This window comes from Enterococcus sp. AZ077, assembly GCF_051714965.1.
Taxonomy (GTDB): Bacteria; Bacillota; Bacilli; order Lactobacillales; family Enterococcaceae; genus Enterococcus_B; species Enterococcus_B hirae.
This window is the reverse complement of record NZ_JBIOSX010000001.1, coordinates 880513-897328: the sequence shown is the minus strand read 5'-3', so window position 1 is coordinate 897328 and position 16816 is coordinate 880513. Positions and strand designations below refer to the sequence as shown.

General features: G+C 36.5%; 12 protein-coding genes. 3 read left to right on the top strand and 9 right to left on the bottom strand.

Features of this window, described 5'->3' with window-relative positions:
• Window positions 1-111 precede the first annotated feature (111 nt).
• The 3 genes from IGL28_RS04210 to IGL28_RS04200 all read right to left on the bottom strand — a co-directional run bounded on the left by IGL28_RS04210 (window position 112) and on the right by IGL28_RS04200 (window position 7739).
• Complete coding sequence (locus IGL28_RS04210) at window positions 112-4455, bottom strand: polysaccharide lyase family 8 super-sandwich domain-containing protein (protein WP_438843897.1); 4344 nt, start codon at window positions 4453-4455, stop codon at window positions 112-114.
• Window positions 4456-5089: 634 nt separating this feature from the next.
• Window positions 5090-6466 (bottom strand): hemolysin family protein, encoded by a 1377-nt coding sequence (locus tag IGL28_RS04205; RefSeq protein WP_010719693.1) that lies wholly within the window; start codon window positions 6464-6466, stop codon window positions 5090-5092.
• 151 nt (window positions 6467-6617) lie between these two features.
• Window positions 6618-7739 (bottom strand): AI-2E family transporter, encoded by a 1122-nt coding sequence (locus IGL28_RS04200; RefSeq protein WP_010719694.1) that lies wholly within the window; start codon window positions 7737-7739, stop codon window positions 6618-6620.
• Between the two features lie 142 nt (window positions 7740-7881).
• Between IGL28_RS04200 and IGL28_RS04195 the strand changes: the two genes are divergently transcribed.
• Window positions 7882-8316: a GNAT family N-acetyltransferase gene (locus tag IGL28_RS04195; protein ID WP_010719695.1), complete on the top strand. Its 435-nt coding sequence runs from the start codon at window positions 7882-7884 to the stop codon at window positions 8314-8316.
• Between the two features lie 128 nt (window positions 8317-8444).
• Here IGL28_RS04195 and ntdP read toward each other — a convergent pair whose 3' ends face one another.
• The 3 genes from ntdP to recX form a co-directional block, all read right to left on the bottom strand.
• Window positions 8445-8978: a nucleoside tri-diphosphate phosphatase gene (gene ntdP, locus IGL28_RS04190; protein WP_010719696.1), complete on the bottom strand. Its 534-nt coding sequence runs from the start codon at window positions 8976-8978 to the stop codon at window positions 8445-8447.
• A gap of 93 nt (window positions 8979-9071) precedes the next feature.
• Window positions 9072-10253: an A/G-specific adenine glycosylase gene (mutY, locus tag IGL28_RS04185; RefSeq protein ID WP_081128626.1), complete on the bottom strand. Its 1182-nt coding sequence runs from the start codon at window positions 10251-10253 to the stop codon at window positions 9072-9074.
• Window positions 10246-11043 (bottom strand): recombination regulator RecX, encoded by a 798-nt coding sequence (gene recX / locus IGL28_RS04180; protein ID WP_010738148.1) that lies wholly within the window; start codon window positions 11041-11043, stop codon window positions 10246-10248. The genes mutY and recX overlap by 8 nt, the downstream gene beginning before the upstream one ends.
• Before the next feature lie 107 nt (window positions 11044-11150).
• Here recX and rlmD point away from each other — a divergent pair, with 107 nt between their 5' ends.
• Entirely contained in the window at window positions 11151-12548 is a 1398-nt protein-coding gene (gene rlmD / locus IGL28_RS04175; protein WP_081128624.1) for a 23S rRNA (uracil(1939)-C(5))-methyltransferase RlmD, read from the top strand.
• Between the two features lie 163 nt (window positions 12549-12711).
• On the opposite strand, the gene IGL28_RS04170 is transcribed toward rlmD, so the two are convergent.
• The 3 genes from IGL28_RS04170 to IGL28_RS04160 all read right to left on the bottom strand — a co-directional run bounded on the left by IGL28_RS04170 (window position 12712) and on the right by IGL28_RS04160 (window position 15988).
• On the bottom strand, window positions 12712-13392 hold the full coding sequence (locus IGL28_RS04170; protein ID WP_034698910.1) for a YcjF family protein: 681 nt from the start codon (window positions 13390-13392) through the stop codon (window positions 12712-12714).
• Between the two features lie 386 nt (window positions 13393-13778).
• Window positions 13779-14357: a lytic polysaccharide monooxygenase auxiliary activity family 9 protein gene (locus IGL28_RS04165; RefSeq protein WP_010719701.1), complete on the bottom strand. Its 579-nt coding sequence runs from the start codon at window positions 14355-14357 to the stop codon at window positions 13779-13781.
• Between the two features lie 77 nt (window positions 14358-14434).
• The gene (locus IGL28_RS04160; protein ID WP_063626810.1) at window positions 14435-15988 is read right to left on the bottom strand and encodes a carbohydrate-binding protein; all 1554 of its coding nucleotides are present in this window, start codon (window positions 15986-15988) and stop codon (window positions 14435-14437) included.
• Between the two features lie 329 nt (window positions 15989-16317).
• On the opposite strand from IGL28_RS04160, the gene IGL28_RS04155 reads away from it, so the two are divergent.
• Window positions 16318-16788 carry a TspO/MBR family protein gene (locus tag IGL28_RS04155; protein ID WP_053765637.1) on the top strand — a complete coding sequence of 157 codons (471 nt, stop codon included), beginning with the start codon at window positions 16318-16320 and terminating at the stop codon, window positions 16786-16788.
• Window positions 16789-16816 lie beyond the last annotated feature (28 nt).

Sequence of the window (16816 nt, the reverse complement as noted above, 5' to 3'; positions counted from 1 at the left end):
ATTAAACGAAAAAAGTTGAACTTGGAACAGGCTTTTGTTCCAAGTTCAACTGTCTATTTCAATCATCTACAGACAAATGATTATTTATTTTACCTTGTGTTTTTCATCAGATTACTTGCCTAATTTATTTTGACTCCTCTTAGATTCCTTTCGACCTTTCAATAGGAACAAGCTAACGAATACCACTAATAAAATTGTATATCCTAATTTTTGAATAACTTGGTTATTTTTTTCACCTGTTTTTGGTAATAAACCTTCCTTACCAGTCTCTTCACTAATAGAAGATTTACCTATTTCATTGTTGCCCTCTTGTGTATTTTTACCTTGCTCTGCTTTATTATTGATGTTTTTATCTTCCTCAGAGGATGATGCAGTTTCTTTATTCTCTAATTGTTCGATAGCCTGCACCAAATCGTTCATCACTAGTTCGACTTCAGCTTGCGTAGTATTTGAATCAGCTAACACTGCTTGCGCTGCTTCCAGCGCTTTGCGGAACACTTGCCAACTTTCTGCCGTATAACCACTTGCAACTCGGCTTTGGTTTTCTTCGACCAATTTTTTTAATGCTGTTTTGTCTACTTTAGTTACTTCTTGCAGTTGCTCGATGGCTTTATTCACTGCTTGGATTGCTTCGTCTACTTCAGCTTGCGTAGTATTTGAATCAGCTAACACTGCTTGCGCTGCTTCCAGTGCTTTGCGGAACACTTGCCAACTTTCCGCTGTATAACCACTTGCAACTCGGTTTTGGTTTTCTTCGACCAATTTTTTTAATGCTTTTTTGTCTACTTTAGTTACTTCTTGCAGTTGCTCGACGGCTTTACTCACTGCTTGGATTGCTTCGTCTACTTCGCTTTTCGTTGCTTTTGGATCTGTTAACACCGCTTGGGCTAATTCCATTGCCTTAGTGAAGACTTTCCAACTTTCTTTTGTATAGTCGCTTTCGTTTCGGTTTTGGTTTTCTTCGACCAATTTTTCTAATGCTGTTTTGTCTACTTTAGTTACTTCTTGCAGTTGCTCGACGGCTTTACTCACTGCTTGGATTGCTTCGTCTACTTCGCTTTTCGTTGCTTTTGGATCTGTTAACACCGCTTGGGCTAATTCCATTGCCTTAGTGAAGACTTTCCAACTTTCTTTTGTATAGTCGCTTTCGTTTCGGTTTTGGTTTTCTTCGACCAATTTTTCTAATGCTGTTTTGTCTACTTTAGTTACTTCTTGCAGTTGCTCAATGGCTTTTCTCACTGCTTGAACTGCTTCATCTACTTCGGCTTGCGTTGCTTTTGGATCTGTTAACACCGCTTGGGCTAATTCCATTGCCTTAGTGAAGACTTTCCAACTTTCTTTTGTATAGTCGCTTTCGTTTCGGTTTTGATTTTCTTCGACTATTTTTTCTAATGCTGTTTTATCTACTTCTGAAGGAACTTTGATAGTAATTAATCTCGAACTTCCTTTTAACCCTTTGCTATCAAATAGAAATGCTCCTGAATCCATGGTAATTTCGGACTCTTTTTCGATAACCTCAATGATCTCTTTCTCAATCGAAAATTCAATCACCTTATTATTTTGAACAGGATTCGCAATTGACAGTCGATAAGTATCATTACTCAATTTTTCTGCAATAATGGATGCAGGTTCAGATACGTGAACAAAAGCTGCCTGTTGATTTCCACTCCAAGCATTCAACATGAGATAGTCTTTTGTCTCAATCGCTTGGATTTCTGGTGTGTTTGCTAACACATTATAGCTTTTATGTTGCGCCATTTCTGCCATTTCTTCTGCTGTCTTTCCAGCAACAGTCAAATACTCATAAGTATCATTTTGAGCGTTACTTCCATGATTTTTGATGATTTTTACAAATTCTTTTGTATATGATTGATCATTGACAAAATATTCGTTGATATCCAAATATTTGCCAGTTCGAATTTCTTTTTGAACGTCAACGTTCGACATGGTATTTGGAAAAATGTAACCTAAATTATTGAGTGGATTTGTCGAAGTAAGATTGATCCAAGTAGAATCAGCTGTTTTCTTTTGGATAATTTGCATGTTACTTGAATCCATCATTCGATTATCAAGGATCGTCTCAATTGTCGCATTCGTTGTTCCGCTGATTCCACTGCCTAAATTAATCAATTTATCTTCTAACAAAAACCATGATTTCTTTGCTACCAAATCCATATTTTCATTTTTCTTATCTACAAACATTCCGACTGCAGCTACTTTGCCATTATTCGATCCTCCCACCCAAGACTGAGGACTCTTTTTACCAGTAGAAGCACCTTCTGCTAACACTTTTGTGTCTATAGTGGTACCTGGTAAGCGATAAGAATCAATAGTGACCCAATAACCTTCATCAAATTGAGCGAGGTCACCGTTATAAAGATAAACCATCCCATCAGCCGTATGCCATCCTTTTTTATTTTCAGTATTTCCATATTCATAATTTCCAATACGACTAGAGTACATACTTATTCCGAGACTATAACTCTCGTTTTTTTGAAACACCCGATCCATTGAACCATAAATATTCACGAAATTTTGCTCTTCTTTACTAGTTATCGAAGGCTCATTCATGATTTTCTTAAGATCAATCAACGCTTCAAAGTCTCTTGGGTTTTCAAAAAAATCATAAAAATAACTACTATGCTCAAGCCATGCTTTAATAGACGAATCAATTTTCTTGCGTAAAATTTCTGGCGAAAATTTCGCTACTAATGTAAGATTGGCGATTGTTTCCTTTCCAGATTCAAATTCAGAGGTAAAGGGATTCGTCCCAGGAGCTCTAGAAATACTTCGTCCTGATACCATTGAGGGCATTTTCCCATTTACCATCAATTGTAAATAACCTTTATCGGTTACTTGAAACAAGTTATTTATATTGTCATCTTTAATTTCCCAATGTGTCCCTTGCAAAATCGTTTGAACCCGTCCAAAGCCTTTCAGCAATTCATTTCCATAACTTCCGTTATATGGGAAATGACTATGTTGGATTAATGAGCCGTCTGAATATAAGCCATCTCCTCCTGTCACCATTTTTAAAACGGATGGAACAGCGCTTTGAACTGCCTCTACTCGGGAATCATTTTCTAATAAAATGGCTGTTCCTAAGACGGTAATAGATATATCTGTTAAGTTCGCTCCTGTAGCCGTATAGCTAGGCCATTGAACTTTAGGATCTTGCGCATAGTGGTTTAAAGGTTCAACAAATTTAGTTAAGATTGCATCATCTTTTTCGATTAAATCATCATGTAATAAAATCAGTGTGTCTGTTAATGGCTGTGCTGATCCAATTTGCCAATCCCACCAATTCCCACTCCAGTAAGTTCCATTGTAGTTTTTGGTTTCAATCATAAAATCAATTGCTTTCAAAATTTGCGTAAAAACCTCTTGATTCTTATGTAATGAACTCGAAGGATCATAATAACCTAATGTCAATTTTTTGATGTTGGTAAATTGAGTGGTATAGTCTGCTGATAGTGTGTCTGAACTTTTTTTCTCCCACAAATAAGTTCTATTTTCTGACTTATTAAGTGTTTGCCATAATTCTAAACTATCTTTGGCTATTCTCGCTCGATATTTTTTTACGTCCGAATCCTGATCAAATTCTTCATGATCTTCTTTAGATCCTAGCAAGCGTGCTTTCCATTTCTCACGCATTTCACGATACTCTGCTTTTTCTTGAATAACCGTAACTGGAATCGTATCACTTAAATCCGTATTTTTGATTCTCACAGTCACCTTTGCTTCTCCGGTTTTGAGTGCTTTCATTCTTCCTTGACTGTCTACATTGACAATACTAGGATCACTACTGCTCCACTCAATTTGTTTTTCAGGAACTTGGACGCCTGTTGGTGTTAATATGTAAGTTAATTGTTTGGATCTTTTCTCGCTGATTTCGGCTGAATCAATCGAAAACTTTATCCCATCAGGTAAACGTGCTTGACTATAAGCTTCCATTGAAATAATGCTCGAACCATAATATTGACCATTCGTGTGCTTCCACATTTTTAGTTGTTGGTATTTAATATATCGAGCTGTTACATTCGCTACTTCAATATATTTTTTTGCTTCTTTCCCGCCACTTCCACGCTCCTCCTTATAGATGGATTGATAATTTTGATTGTCGTTAGAAACTAATACCTCATATTCTGGACTCTCCGCATGAAAGTGTAAAACCACCTGACCAATTGTTTTTTCTTCTCCAATATCAACAGTCAGCCACTGATTATCTGTTTTATCCGCTGACCATCTCGTCGATACATCCCCATCAACCGCTTTTTCACCTACAAATTGCGGATATTTCCAATTATCTCCTTGTTTCCCACCTTCTACTCCTGAGTAGGTAACATTCTTTTGAAACAAAAAATCTTCAGTATCTTCAGCACAAACGATTGGACTGTAAAAAGATGTAACAACAAGCGCCAATCCTGTTAAAGCAAAAATGATTGCCTTCTTCATTAACAAATTCCTCCTTTAGTTAAATAGAATAGTCGATAAAAAATTTTAAGTCGTGAGGCAAAATGAATGATCATCAATTTTTTATCCATTCTTTGCAACTTTTGTACATACTACTTTTACTTGAGAAAACTACCTAATATTCGTTCTTAGTTTTTTAGTTTCAATTGAGATAAATCATTGGAAGAATCGCTCATATCTGCTTATTCGTAAAATATTTAAAATCTGTCTTTCTACTAAAAACACTACTTTACATTTTCCCCACCTCCTCACTGATTCACTTAAACATATAAAAAAATAGGCATGAAAAAACGACGGAAGACTCCGTACGTGTTTTCCATGCCTAGTATAACCTAGTCACATGAAACTTGTGTTTGCGTTTTCATAATACTCTAGCAAAAATTTATTGTCAACCAACAAAACATTTAAATATACTGGTTATATTATGTATAAGTTAACTGGGACCATAGGATCTTATTGTATGTTTTAGTAATCTTTACAAAAGGGTAAAGTTCTGCCTCACTTGTTTCTGACTACCCCTCAACTTAGGGAACCACACTGATTTACGTATCAACTTTGGAAAAAAGAAAAAAACATCCTTGCACAAAATCTCTTCTGTGCAAGGATGAAACATATCTTATCTTCTCGGCTCATTTTCATCAAAATCTTTATAAAATAAACGACGTTCCTCATCTGGTTCCACAATTTCTTCTTTAGGATCATGGAACACCACGCGAATTTTTAAAATTCTAGAACCTTCCATTTCTTCAGAAGTCAAGGTAATGTTGTCTACATCAAACGATAATTTTTCTCCCTCATCAGGGATCATGCCCAAAGCAGTGATTAAATAGCCTGCCATCGTATCGACATCGCTCATGTGCAAGTTACTGTCAAATACTTCGTTGAACTCATCGATCAACATTCGTCCTTGGATCACGTATTCATGTTCAGCAACCTTTTCATATAATTTTTCGACTTCATCTGATTCATCATCAATTTCACCGACGATTTCTTCTAGTAAATCTTCTAAAGTCGCTAAACCAACGACTCCACCATATTCATCCAGTAAAATAGCCATCTGGTTTTGAGTTTTTTTCATTTCGTACAAGAGATCATCAATGAATATTGTCTCTGGTACAAATAAAGGTTCTTGCATGATTTTTTGAATATTTAAATGTTCAAATCCAAATTTATGAGCAGCTTTCAATAAGTTTTTCGTATGAAGAATCCCAACAACTTTGTCTTTGTCTTCATTATAGACCGGAATCCTTGAATAATTTTCTGATAAAACTTCATTGACATTCTCTTCAACGGAGTCATTGATATCGATCATAAAAGCATCTGTTCGAGGAACCATTACTTCCCTAGCTACTTTGGTATCTAAAGAAAAAACACCTTGCAGCATTTCTAACTCTTCATTATCAAGTACACCTTCAGTTTCCAACATATACCGCATTTCATCTCTCGTCATTTTTGAATCTTCATCGTCAAAAGTCATTGGTGTGACACGAGCTAATAAACTAGTCGATGCAGATAACAACCAGACGAAAGGTTTGGCAACCACACCGATCAGACGGATGATCCCTGAAGTAAAGTTGGCTACTTCTTCTGATTTGTTCAAGGCAATTCGTTTAGGATACAATTCACCAAAAACAATCGATACGTAGGTCAAAATAGCTAAAACAATAATATTGGCAATATTTCTTGCTGCTACACTACCACCTAATAATGGTGCTAATTTTTCTGATAATGTATTGGCTAACGAAGCACCGGATAGGATATTGACTAACGTGATTCCTACCTGGATCGTTGACAGAAAGTTATTTGGGTTCTGCAATATTTTTAAAAGCTTTTGAGATTTAACATCTCCTTCTTCCGCTTTTTGCTCGACTCGATTTTTGTTGATCGAAACAACAGCAATCTCGGAAGCAGCTAAAAAAGCATTGATCAAAGTTAAAATGATCAGTAATAAAATTTGCGCTAACAGCGACTGACTCTCAGGGTCAGCATTCATAATCGCATTCTCTCCTTATATTTTTTAATTTTTTTGTTTACGATAGAAAAAAAGCGTGACTATAAAGATAGCCACGCTAAAATGTTATCACAAAGAATTTTTCTTTGCAATAAAAACAACTATGAAGCAATTAGTCGGAATTGCTGATACGTTATTCCAATGTCGTTGCAATTTTTTTCTTTTTTTCATTTTGCTGGTCTTCTTTAACAATTTTGATGACATAAGAAATAATCGTCTTACAAATGGCATAAAACGGTACACCTAAGAAAATCCCGATCAAACCAGCAATGTTTCCTGCTACTAATAACACAATGATGATCGTTAGCGGATGGATTTTTAATGATTTTCCGATGACATTTGGATAAATCACATTTCCATCCAATTGTTGAACGATCAAGACAACGACACAACAAAGCAGTGCTTTAACAGGATCATTGAATACTGTCACTAAAAATGCTGGAGCTAAGCCTAGGTAAGGACCTAGATAAGGAATCAAATTAGTCAAACCAGCGATGACGCCAAATAAAAAGGCATAATTGACCCCTAGAATCAGATACCCCAAAAAAGTAAATGTTCCGACAAAAAGACATTCAATCGCTTGACCACTAATGTAGTTAGCTAATGTTTTGTTCAATTGACCAAGTAATTCAACAATTTGATCTCTTCTCTTTTCAGGAAAGAATTTCTTGACTGTCGGAACCATTTTTTCTCCATCTTTCAACATATAAAACAAAATAAATGGAGCTGTGATGATCACGATTGTAGCAGAAGCGATCGTACCGACAAGCGATCCTAAGCTGTTTGAAATCCCGCTGAGGAACTGTTGGATAATCTTAGCATAAGAAATATCTAATTGATTCAAATAATGATTGATATCTACTTCTTTGAAGATCGGTAGTTGGGCCATATTATTTAACCAAGTCTCTACACGACTAATAAAGTCAGGAATATTCGATGCGATGGATGAAATTTGTTGGATCAAGCTAGGAATCACGCTGAGCAAAATCCAGATGATCGCTGCGACAAGCAAAAGTAATACGATTGCTACCGCCCAAATGCGTTTGATTTTGATCTTCATCAATAGTTTGACAATAGGATTCAACAAATAATACAAAAATCCAGCAATCAAGACTGGCGCGAATAATGTTGAGAAAAACGTTCCAATTGGTTGAAAGATAAAATTTATTTTTGAAGAAACCAAGATCAACGTGGCGATAATGAGTAATTCGCAAGACCAAAACATCAATTTTGATTGTTTCAATTTTTCAAACAATATACTTCCTCCTTTCGTCTTTTTTACTAGTATATATTATTTGTGTGAAAATTTCTTTTATTCTTACTGCTATTTGTTTTTTTATCCACTTTTCATTTTATTTTCTTTACAGTATACTAAACGAATGAAAGGTGGGTTTCGGATGAAAGTCGTTCAAACAAAAGATACATTAAGTGATATTTACCTTGATGCCGTTCGTATTAGAAACCAAGTTTTTGTCAAAGAACAAGGCGTTCCTATAACTAGAGAAATTGATCAAAATGAAGCACATTGCATCCACTTTGTTCTTTATTCAGACCAAAATCTACCTTGTGGGACTGTTCGGCTATTACCATTAGAAAATGGAAAAATGAAGTTACAACGAATGGCGATTCTTGCAGATTATCGTCATCAAGGATTAGGTCAAATTTTAGTAGCTGAAGCTGAAGCTTTCGCCAAAAGTCAAGGATATAATACGATTTTGCTAGGCGCCCAAGCAACAGCTGAGAATTTCTATAAAAAATTAGGATTCACTGCTTATGGAGAACCATTTGAAGATGCTGGTATTGCTCATATCGCAATGAAAAAAGTCTTTTAATTATTGACAGGCTATCAAAGCAAGGATCATCCCTTGTCCTTTTTCTTCCATCATCAGTGTCTATGTTGAAGAACCCATAGCAAAAAAGCAGTAAACGCAAAACTTTTGCGCTTACTGCTTTTTTTTGTTTACTTGCGCGACAATTGCTTGTAACGGTTATACCAAATATCAATATAGCCTTCGGAGAAAGGGCCCTCACCATTATTGATCCAGTCAACCAAGATCTTCACGTTTTCTTTTAGGATGAAGTCGATATCATTCGGATAATTCATCATTTGGCTATGCATCTCATATTCATCGACATCTAGTAATCGTTTCTCTCCATCAGGAAAAACTTTGATATCTAAATCATAATCAATATACTTCAATGCCTCATCGTCCAGCAAAAAAGGTGAAGCTAGATTACAATAATAGGAAACCCCCTTTTCTCGAATCATTGCTATTACATTGAACCAGTATTTTTTGTGAAAATACACAATTGCTGGTTCTCGAGTCACCCAACGACGTCCATCAGACTCTGTAACTAGAGTATGATCATTGACACCGATCATCGAATGCTCACTTGTTTTTAATACCATGGTATCACGCCACGTTCGATGCAATTTGCCGTCATGTTTGTAACTTTGGATCGTTACAAACTCACCTTCTTTTGGGACTCCCATAGCAACCCTTCCTTACGCAGCATCTCATGCTTTGTGTTTGGGTGTTCATTACACCGACATCGTAATTATTATATCAATAAAAAAGAGCTTTGCCTAGAAAGGATTACTATTGTTTCGATTTTTCTCTAATTGTTCGTTTAATTTTACCTGTACTTTTGGAAAAGCCACGTTATCGAAGTCTTCTGGTAATAACCATTGTGTTATTTCAGTTTTAGGAAATTTGTCATTTGATTGAGAAGGTATTCGACCGTAAAATAGTAATACATGCCATTTCAAATGGCTAAAGATATGCGTTACCTCTCCCAAATGCCGCTTTTGCCAAATCAATTGTTCTTTAAAATGAAAGGGTAGCTCCGTTTCTTCTTCTGCAACTTTGTCTTGATCGAATAAGCTTGGTTCATGAGATTGAGCCCATTCAGCTTGCAACCATTCGTATTTCTCTTTTGTGACTTCTACCATCGGGAACGTCCACATGTTTGCTAATAACCTTTGCGTATGTCGTTCCTCAAAATAATAGGCTCCCGCCTCATTTTGAATCGCTGCACACACATAATAGACATCTTTCGGTTTGGCTTTCTTTGTTTTTACCGGAAACGAGGTTTGCTCATTTTTTTTGTAAGCTAAGCAAAATGATTGGATCGGACATGATTCACAATTAGGTGAAGTAGGTGTACAAATGGCCGATCCTAGATCCATCATTGCTTGGTTAAACTCACCAGGATGCTTTTCATCAATGATCCTACGCATCGCCTCATCAAAAATTTTCCGACTAGAAGCTTTGGCGATGTCAGCTTCAATACAAAATAAGCGACTCACGACTCTCATGACATTCCCATCGATTGCTGGTTCTGGCAAACCAAAAGCAATACTTGAAATAGCGCCTGTAGTATAAGGGCCAATCCCTTTCAATGAACTGATTTCTTCTGGTGTTTGCGGCATACGTCCATCAAATTCTGTCATGATCTGTTGGGCAGCAGCTTGGATATTTCGTACGCGAGAATAATACCCCAATCCTTCCCAAGCCTTTAAAAGTTTTTCTTCTGGTGCCGCAGCTAACGCTTCAATCGTCGGAAACCATTCCATAAAGCGATAAAAATAAGCAATTACCGTATCTACACGGGTTTGTTGAAGCATGATTTCAGAAATCCAGATACGATAAGGATCACGATCATAGCGCCAAGGTAGATTGCGTTTTTCTTTTTCGTACCAGCCAACAAATTGCGTTTGAAACTGTGCGATTTCCTCTTCCGTCCATTTTTCCCATTCTTTATTCACTTGCTTCTTCCTTTTCTACGATAAATCGTTGGATCATTTCTAAATCAAATCCTTTTTGATATAAGCTTTGTTTGATTTTTAAATTACGTTTTTTCGGTTCAAATCTCTCATTTTTACGCCATAACTTGTCCCCTTGTGAAACTAATGCTTCATATTCAGCGTCTTCATCCGTTTCTTGTGGTAAATGGGCGATGGCTTGTTGGATCGCCTCTTGGGTGAATCCCTTTGTCATCAAGTTTTGTTGAATTTTTCTAAAAAGTTCTTTATGACTTTTCCCATGATTTTTATTGAATAATTTTTCTGCCGTTTGCGATGCTATCGCTATTTGTTCTTCTTCTGGATATTGCAACAGCGCCTGCTCGATGATTTCCGGTTTCAAACCTTTTTGTTGTAATTGCTGAGCTATTTTTTTTGGTCCTTTGTCACTTAGTCGTACATTTGTCCGCACGTAGCTTTCACCATAGACGAGGTCATTGATCAAATCTAATTCCTTTAAACGATCCACGATCTTGTTACGGTCAGCTAGTTCAATCTCTTTTTCTTTCAAATAAGTTCTAATTTCTTTTTCCGAACGCAATTGATAACTTAGATAATTGAGCGCTTGTTGGAGACCAAAGTCAAACCCACTACTTTTCTTGATTTCCTCAATTGTTTCTTCTGTTAATTCTTGTCCCTTTAACAAGCGGTAACGCACCAAGATATCTTCTGAAACCTTCAAAGAATCTCCTTCAGATAATTCGACTTGATAAAACGGACCTTTGCCTTTACTGATCCTAGTAACTGTTATCATTGAGTTACCTCCTCGAACGTATATTCTTATCATAACATAGAAAATCCCCATCGCTATTAATAATATGTTAGAATAAAACCACACTATTAGAAAAAAGGAAGATACTTATGACAGAAACCATTGTCAAAAACGGCCAAACCATCCCTTTAAAAATCAAACGACTGGGTATCAACGGTGAAGGGATCGGTTATTTCAAACGTTTGATCATCTTTGTCCCTTATGCACTGCCCAAAGAAGAAGTTCTTGTCAAGATCACGAAAGCAACACCTCGCTATGCGGAAGCTCAGTTACTCAAAGTCAAAAAGCAAAGCAAGGATCGAGTGGTGGCGCCTTGTCCAGTGTATTATGAATGTGGTGGCTGTCAGCTTCAACATTTAGCATATCAGGCACAACTTGATTTCAAAAAAGATTTGCTTATGCAAGCGCTAGAAAAATTCAAACCGGCTGGCTTTCGTTCTTACGAATTACGTCCAACGATTGGCATGGAAGAACCATGGCATTACCGAAACAAAGCACAATTCCAATTAAGAAAAAATAAGAAAACACAACAAATCGAAGCTGGGCTATATCAAGCAAATTCCCATGAACTTGTGCCATTAATCGATTGCTTAGTTCAAGAACCACAGACACAGAAAGTGATGAATACGGTCGTCGAGTTATTGAATAAGTATGACCTTCCTATCTATGATGAACGGAGCAACAGCGGCATTTTTCGGACGATCATGGTACGTGTTGGAATAAAAACGGGTGAATTACAAGTTGTCTTTATTACTCGCAGTCAAAAATTTCCACAAAAAAATGCAATCATCCGTGACATTAACCAACAATTGCCAGAGGTTGTTTCAATCATGCAAAATGTTCAACCTGCTAAAACTTCTCTCGTAATGGGCGATGAAACAATCCACCTTTGGGGAAAAGATGCTATTGAAGAACATCTCAATGAAGTTACTTTTGATCTCTCACCACGAGCTTTTTTCCAGTTGAATCCGCAACAAACAGAAGTCCTTTATAATGAAGGAATCAAAGCACTCGCGATCCAACCAAATGAAACGATCGTAGATGCTTACTGTGGTGTGGGAACGATTGGTTTAAGTGTAGCAAAACAAGCGAAAGAAATCCGTGGAATGGATGTGATTCCTCAGGCTATTGATGATGCACGTAAAAACGCTCAACGTTTAGGGTATACTAATACCCATTATGAAGTTGGAACTGCTGAAGAATTATTACCAAAATGGCTTGAAGAAGGATTTGAACCAGATGGGATCATTGTCGATCCCCCTCGTACAGGGCTTGATCCCCAGTTGATTCAATCGATCCTCAACTATCCGCCAACGAAATTAGTGTATATTTCCTGCAACGTCTCAACCTTAGCACGAGATCTGGGACAATTAAGTAAGAAATTCAAAGTGGAGTATTTGCAGTCAGTGGATATGTTTCCCCAAACGGCTCGATGTGAAGTCGTTGTAAAATTGACTAGAAGATCAAGTGTTATCAGCAAAAATTAGTTGAACTTTTTTCGGTACTTTTTCTGCTCGTCTGACTTAACCCAACCTAAGTAAATAAAAAACATCCAAAACACAGAGCTGTGTTTTGGATGTTTTTGTTATGCAATAGTTCATGATTGTCCACTTTTTTAACTCTTACTAATTCAATTTATCCACTAAATATTTACTTTTTGATACTTTTTAATGCACGAAACAATGTCTGGGATTGTCCTTTGAATGACATGACTTGTTCAAATATATCTTCCCCATCATTCAGCATCTTTACGGTGGTCCACCCTAGTGATTCGGTGATGGCACTTGCAACAGTGGCATTGATCGCTGCCCCTGTAACAGTTCCAACTGCTGGTACAAATTTGACAATATTTCCGACAGTACTTCTTCCTAAACTGACTACTACAAGTTCTTTAGAAACACTTTTCCCTAAACTTTCTGACCAAGGTTGTCCAAAAAGTTTATGTAGCCGAGCCATCATAGTCAATTGAACTGGAACTAATAAAAACGCATCTGAAAAAGGGATCGGAGAGCAACCGATGATTGCAGCTGTTAACGAAGCCGCGTGAATGATCCTATGACTTTTTTTGCGTGTCGTTTCATCGACTCCTTTTAAGAAATCTTTAAATACATGATCAAATTTTGCTTGATTTTTTGCAAGGATTTTTTCTGCTACGATTTTCGATTGGTCATAAGCATTAAGGATCACTCTAGCTGATTTTTGTGGCATTTTTTTTAACACTTCAGCAAAGAAAGAGTCGAACTCTTGCTGGTCAAGTGTTTCTTTAGCAAGTGGTGCAACATGATTAGTTTCATCGCTTGTATCTTGCGTATTCTTCTTAAAAAATCTCATCATACTTTTCCCCCTACTAAAAACTACCAATACTCCATTTAATGAAGCATTGTTGTAGCTATATCATACATTAAACCTTTCCTTAACCAAAATCATTCACTCATGAACAAAAGAAGGTTGAAGCAACAGTGTTTAGCATCAATAATTTAGAACGAATTTCCGAAAACTGCTTCTCAAATTTAAAGATGAAAATCTCGAAACAGCTTCTCATGTTTTGAAAAATTCAGGCTTATTTCGAGGAGCTGATGATTGAACACCATTTACACATTTTTAGAAATAAAGAGACTGAAGCAAGTTTTGCCTCAGTCTCCTACACTTGTCTTTGAATAATTGGTATTTCTAGCACATATTCGCTGAAATTGAACCCAAAAGATTCTTATGCTTTATTATTGAATATTCGCATCAATTACTTGATAAAAAGCATTGGTTGTATCACTAATATTCCATACAGCCAAGATCACGTGATAGCCTTTACGATCTTTTGGAATATTGATTGTTTGTTTGACAGTTTGTGGCGGTCTTGCACCTTTGTCATCAATTTTTGATATCAATTCAAAATCACTGATTTTCAATGGTGCATTAGGATTCCAACCAGTTTTAGTGATATAGTAATCCCAAGTACTTGTACTATGCTGCGCAGTTAAAAACCAAGTAATATTCAAGTTGCCAGTATTGATGATATTTTTATGCCATCTAGTTGCTGTTTGCTCATCTAGTGGCTCAAATCCAGTAACCCCAGCACTTGCTATTTTCCCATCGATAAAGGTATTTTTTGGTGCTTCAATACTTTGTGGCTCCCACTCTGCTCGTCCAACATTTTGGTTCAAATTACCAGCTGCTGCAGTTCCGAAATAAGCACGACTTCCAGGTGAGGTAATATAGCCATGAGCATAGCCAGATGCACCAAATCCAAACAAACCTAACATAACAACGCCAACAAACATTAAGATATTAACCTTTTTCATGATGAACCTCCCATTCATTGATAGGTTCATTGTAAGCGCTTTTAATAAAAGAATCAAACATTATGCTTTTATAACTTTTAATAGATTCTTACCCATAAAGCTTCTGTAATATCTGGTTCCCATCCCTCAGTAGCTGGATGTGGTTGAATACAACGATAACGATGTCCCTTATAGGTAACGATATCGCCTATTTTATATGATTTTCCGATAACCCAAGTATCACCTTGCGTACTTTCACTTGTGGTTTTCACTGAGATTGCTTGGCTAAAGTCAGAGGTTCCTGCAGCGTTAACTGCTTTAACTTTATAGCTGTAGGTTGTATTTGCTTGTAAATTTTGATCTTTAAATGTATTCGTTGCACTTGTAGCGATGCGGATATTGTTTCGATAAACTTCATAATGAGTGACTTTTTCTTTTGAAGCATTATTAGTCCAGTTTAAAGTCACTGAATTTTGCGTAACATTACTACTAGTTAAATTTACCGGAATTGATGGTTTAGTTAGCGTTTCTACTGGGTCATTTTCTCCACCAGTCGTTCCATCAGTGAATTGTTGGGCAACAGTTAAGAACTCATATTGATTTTTGACTTGACCTTGACCACCATCGACCATGGCATCACGGTTCATTGACCAATAAGAAACCATCCCGAGTTTTCTTGATTTTGCATGTTGGACGATTTTATTGAACATATCAGTTGTAAAGTATGGATGTGTGTCTCCTTCAAATCCAACGGAAGGGGTTGTTCCTAATTTAGCATAAGCTTGAGCATCAGTTAACGTTTTGTTCGCATAACGTTTGTAGTAATCTTGTAATTGTTTTTTCGTATTGTCCACTGCATCTAGTGAACCTTGCGCATAATCGGGAACAACGCTACCGTAACACATCGTCATGATATTAACGGTAGTTAGATCAACACCTGCCTCAAGATAGGCTTGCAAGACAGATAAACCTGTAGATACCAATCCAAAGTCCATCACTGGTAATGTAAGGGTCACACTAACACCTGTTTCATCTTGGACTTTTTTAATCGCTTTAGCATTAGCTAAATTATGCGCATAATTCATTGCCCCAGCTTCTACGTCGAAATCAACACGAGTTAATCCATAACCATCAATAATTTCTTTATAAGCATTTGCTAAAATGGTTGAATCTTGTGTTGTTTCCCAAAATGCGCCAGAATTTAGACCACCAAATGATACAGCAACATCGCCACCAACTTCTCTTAATTCACGAATGGATTTTTTGATTCCTTCATATTGCCATTGATCGCTATCACTTTCGCTTAAGCCTCCAAATCCACCCCAGGCCCAGTCAATCTTACCATTTTTAATACCTCTTGATTGCATGAATCCTAAATTGAAGAATTTTTGTCCAGTGCTTTTTGCCACTGCAGCTAAATTAAGCGCTCCGTTATTTGATAGATTGCTGCCTGAAACATATGCCGTCATATCGACAAATGGTGCTACTACTTGATCCGCCCATTTGATCCCTTGACCAACGCCAAAACCAGCTTGCTTGTTCGTACTTTGTTCTGTCGCAAACGCCTCTTCCATATTCAATAATAATGGCGCAATCATCAGACTACAAAGAGCTGCTCCCGCTAACATTTTTTTGATTCTTTTATTTCCCATATCTTCTTCTCCTCTCGTGATCAGTGCTATTATCATCTATTTTGTAATCGATTACATATATTATCTTATCAGATAAATAACATCAAAAATAACAATACGTTTAACAATTAACGTTATTTAATCTAATTGACTATTTTCTTTAATAATGTTCGGAGTTACAACATTACAATGGCAATGATTTTCATTATCCAATAAGAGATAGGGGTTAATATTCTAATATAATAACTGGTTTAAAATAACTAAACCAAAAGTATAACCTTCCAAATCAAATTCAAGTATGTTTAAAACGTTCATGGTAAACTAGAATTATAGAAAGGAGTTAAAACAATATGGCTATACTGAAAGATTATCGTTTTTGGGTTTGTACTGTTGGCATAGTGATTTTAGGTTTCTTATCGGGGATACTAAGTGGTAATCCAGGTAGTTATTATTATTCACTTGAGCTACCTCCTTTTGCACCACCTAGTTGGATCTTTGGTCCTATGTGGACAGTGCTATATATTTTAATGGGAATTTCGTTATATTTACTATTGGTAATGAAAAACAAAAGGGTCAAACAAAAATTAATTACATTATTTGTTATTCAATTTGTATGTAATTTTATCTGGTCTGCTTTGTTTTTCAACTTGCAAAACACCTTGATTGCTGCACTAGATATTACTTTATTAGTGGTCCTTCTCTCCATACTGCTTTATCAACTATGGAACCACTATCGCTTAGTGATGTGGTTACTGGTACCATATTATCTCTGGGTATTATTTGCTACGCTTCTCAACTATTCTATTTTATTTTTAAACTAGTAAAAAAGCATCCGCACAGTCGGTTATG

Coding starts and splice junctions, on each gene's coding strand:
- IGL28_RS04210 (WP_438843897.1), bottom strand. CDS start 4,455: ATGAAGAAGGCAATCATTTTTGCTTTAACAGGATTGGCGCTTGTTGTT.
- IGL28_RS04205 (WP_010719693.1), bottom strand. CDS start 6,466: ATGAATGCTGACCCTGAGAGTCAGTCGCTGTTAGCGCAAATTTTATTA.
- IGL28_RS04195 (WP_010719695.1), top strand. CDS start 7,882: ATGAAAGTCGTTCAAACAAAAGATACATTAAGTGATATTTACCTTGAT.
- ntdP (WP_010719696.1), bottom strand. CDS start 8,978: ATGGGAGTCCCAAAAGAAGGTGAGTTTGTAACGATCCAAAGTTACAAA.
- recX (WP_010738148.1), bottom strand. CDS start 11,043: ATGATAACAGTTACTAGGATCAGTAAAGGCAAAGGTCCGTTTTATCAA.
- rlmD (WP_081128624.1), top strand. CDS start 11,151: ATGACAGAAACCATTGTCAAAAACGGCCAAACCATCCCTTTAAAAATC.
- IGL28_RS04170 (WP_034698910.1), bottom strand. CDS start 13,392: ATGAGATTTTTTAAGAAGAATACGCAAGATACAAGCGATGAAACTAAT.
- IGL28_RS04165 (WP_010719701.1), bottom strand. CDS start 14,357: ATGAAAAAGGTTAATATCTTAATGTTTGTTGGCGTTGTTATGTTAGGT.
- IGL28_RS04160 (WP_063626810.1), bottom strand. CDS start 15,988: ATGGGAAATAAAAGAATCAAAAAAATGTTAGCGGGAGCAGCTCTTTGT.
- IGL28_RS04155 (WP_053765637.1), top strand. CDS start 16,318: ATGGCTATACTGAAAGATTATCGTTTTTGGGTTTGTACTGTTGGCATA.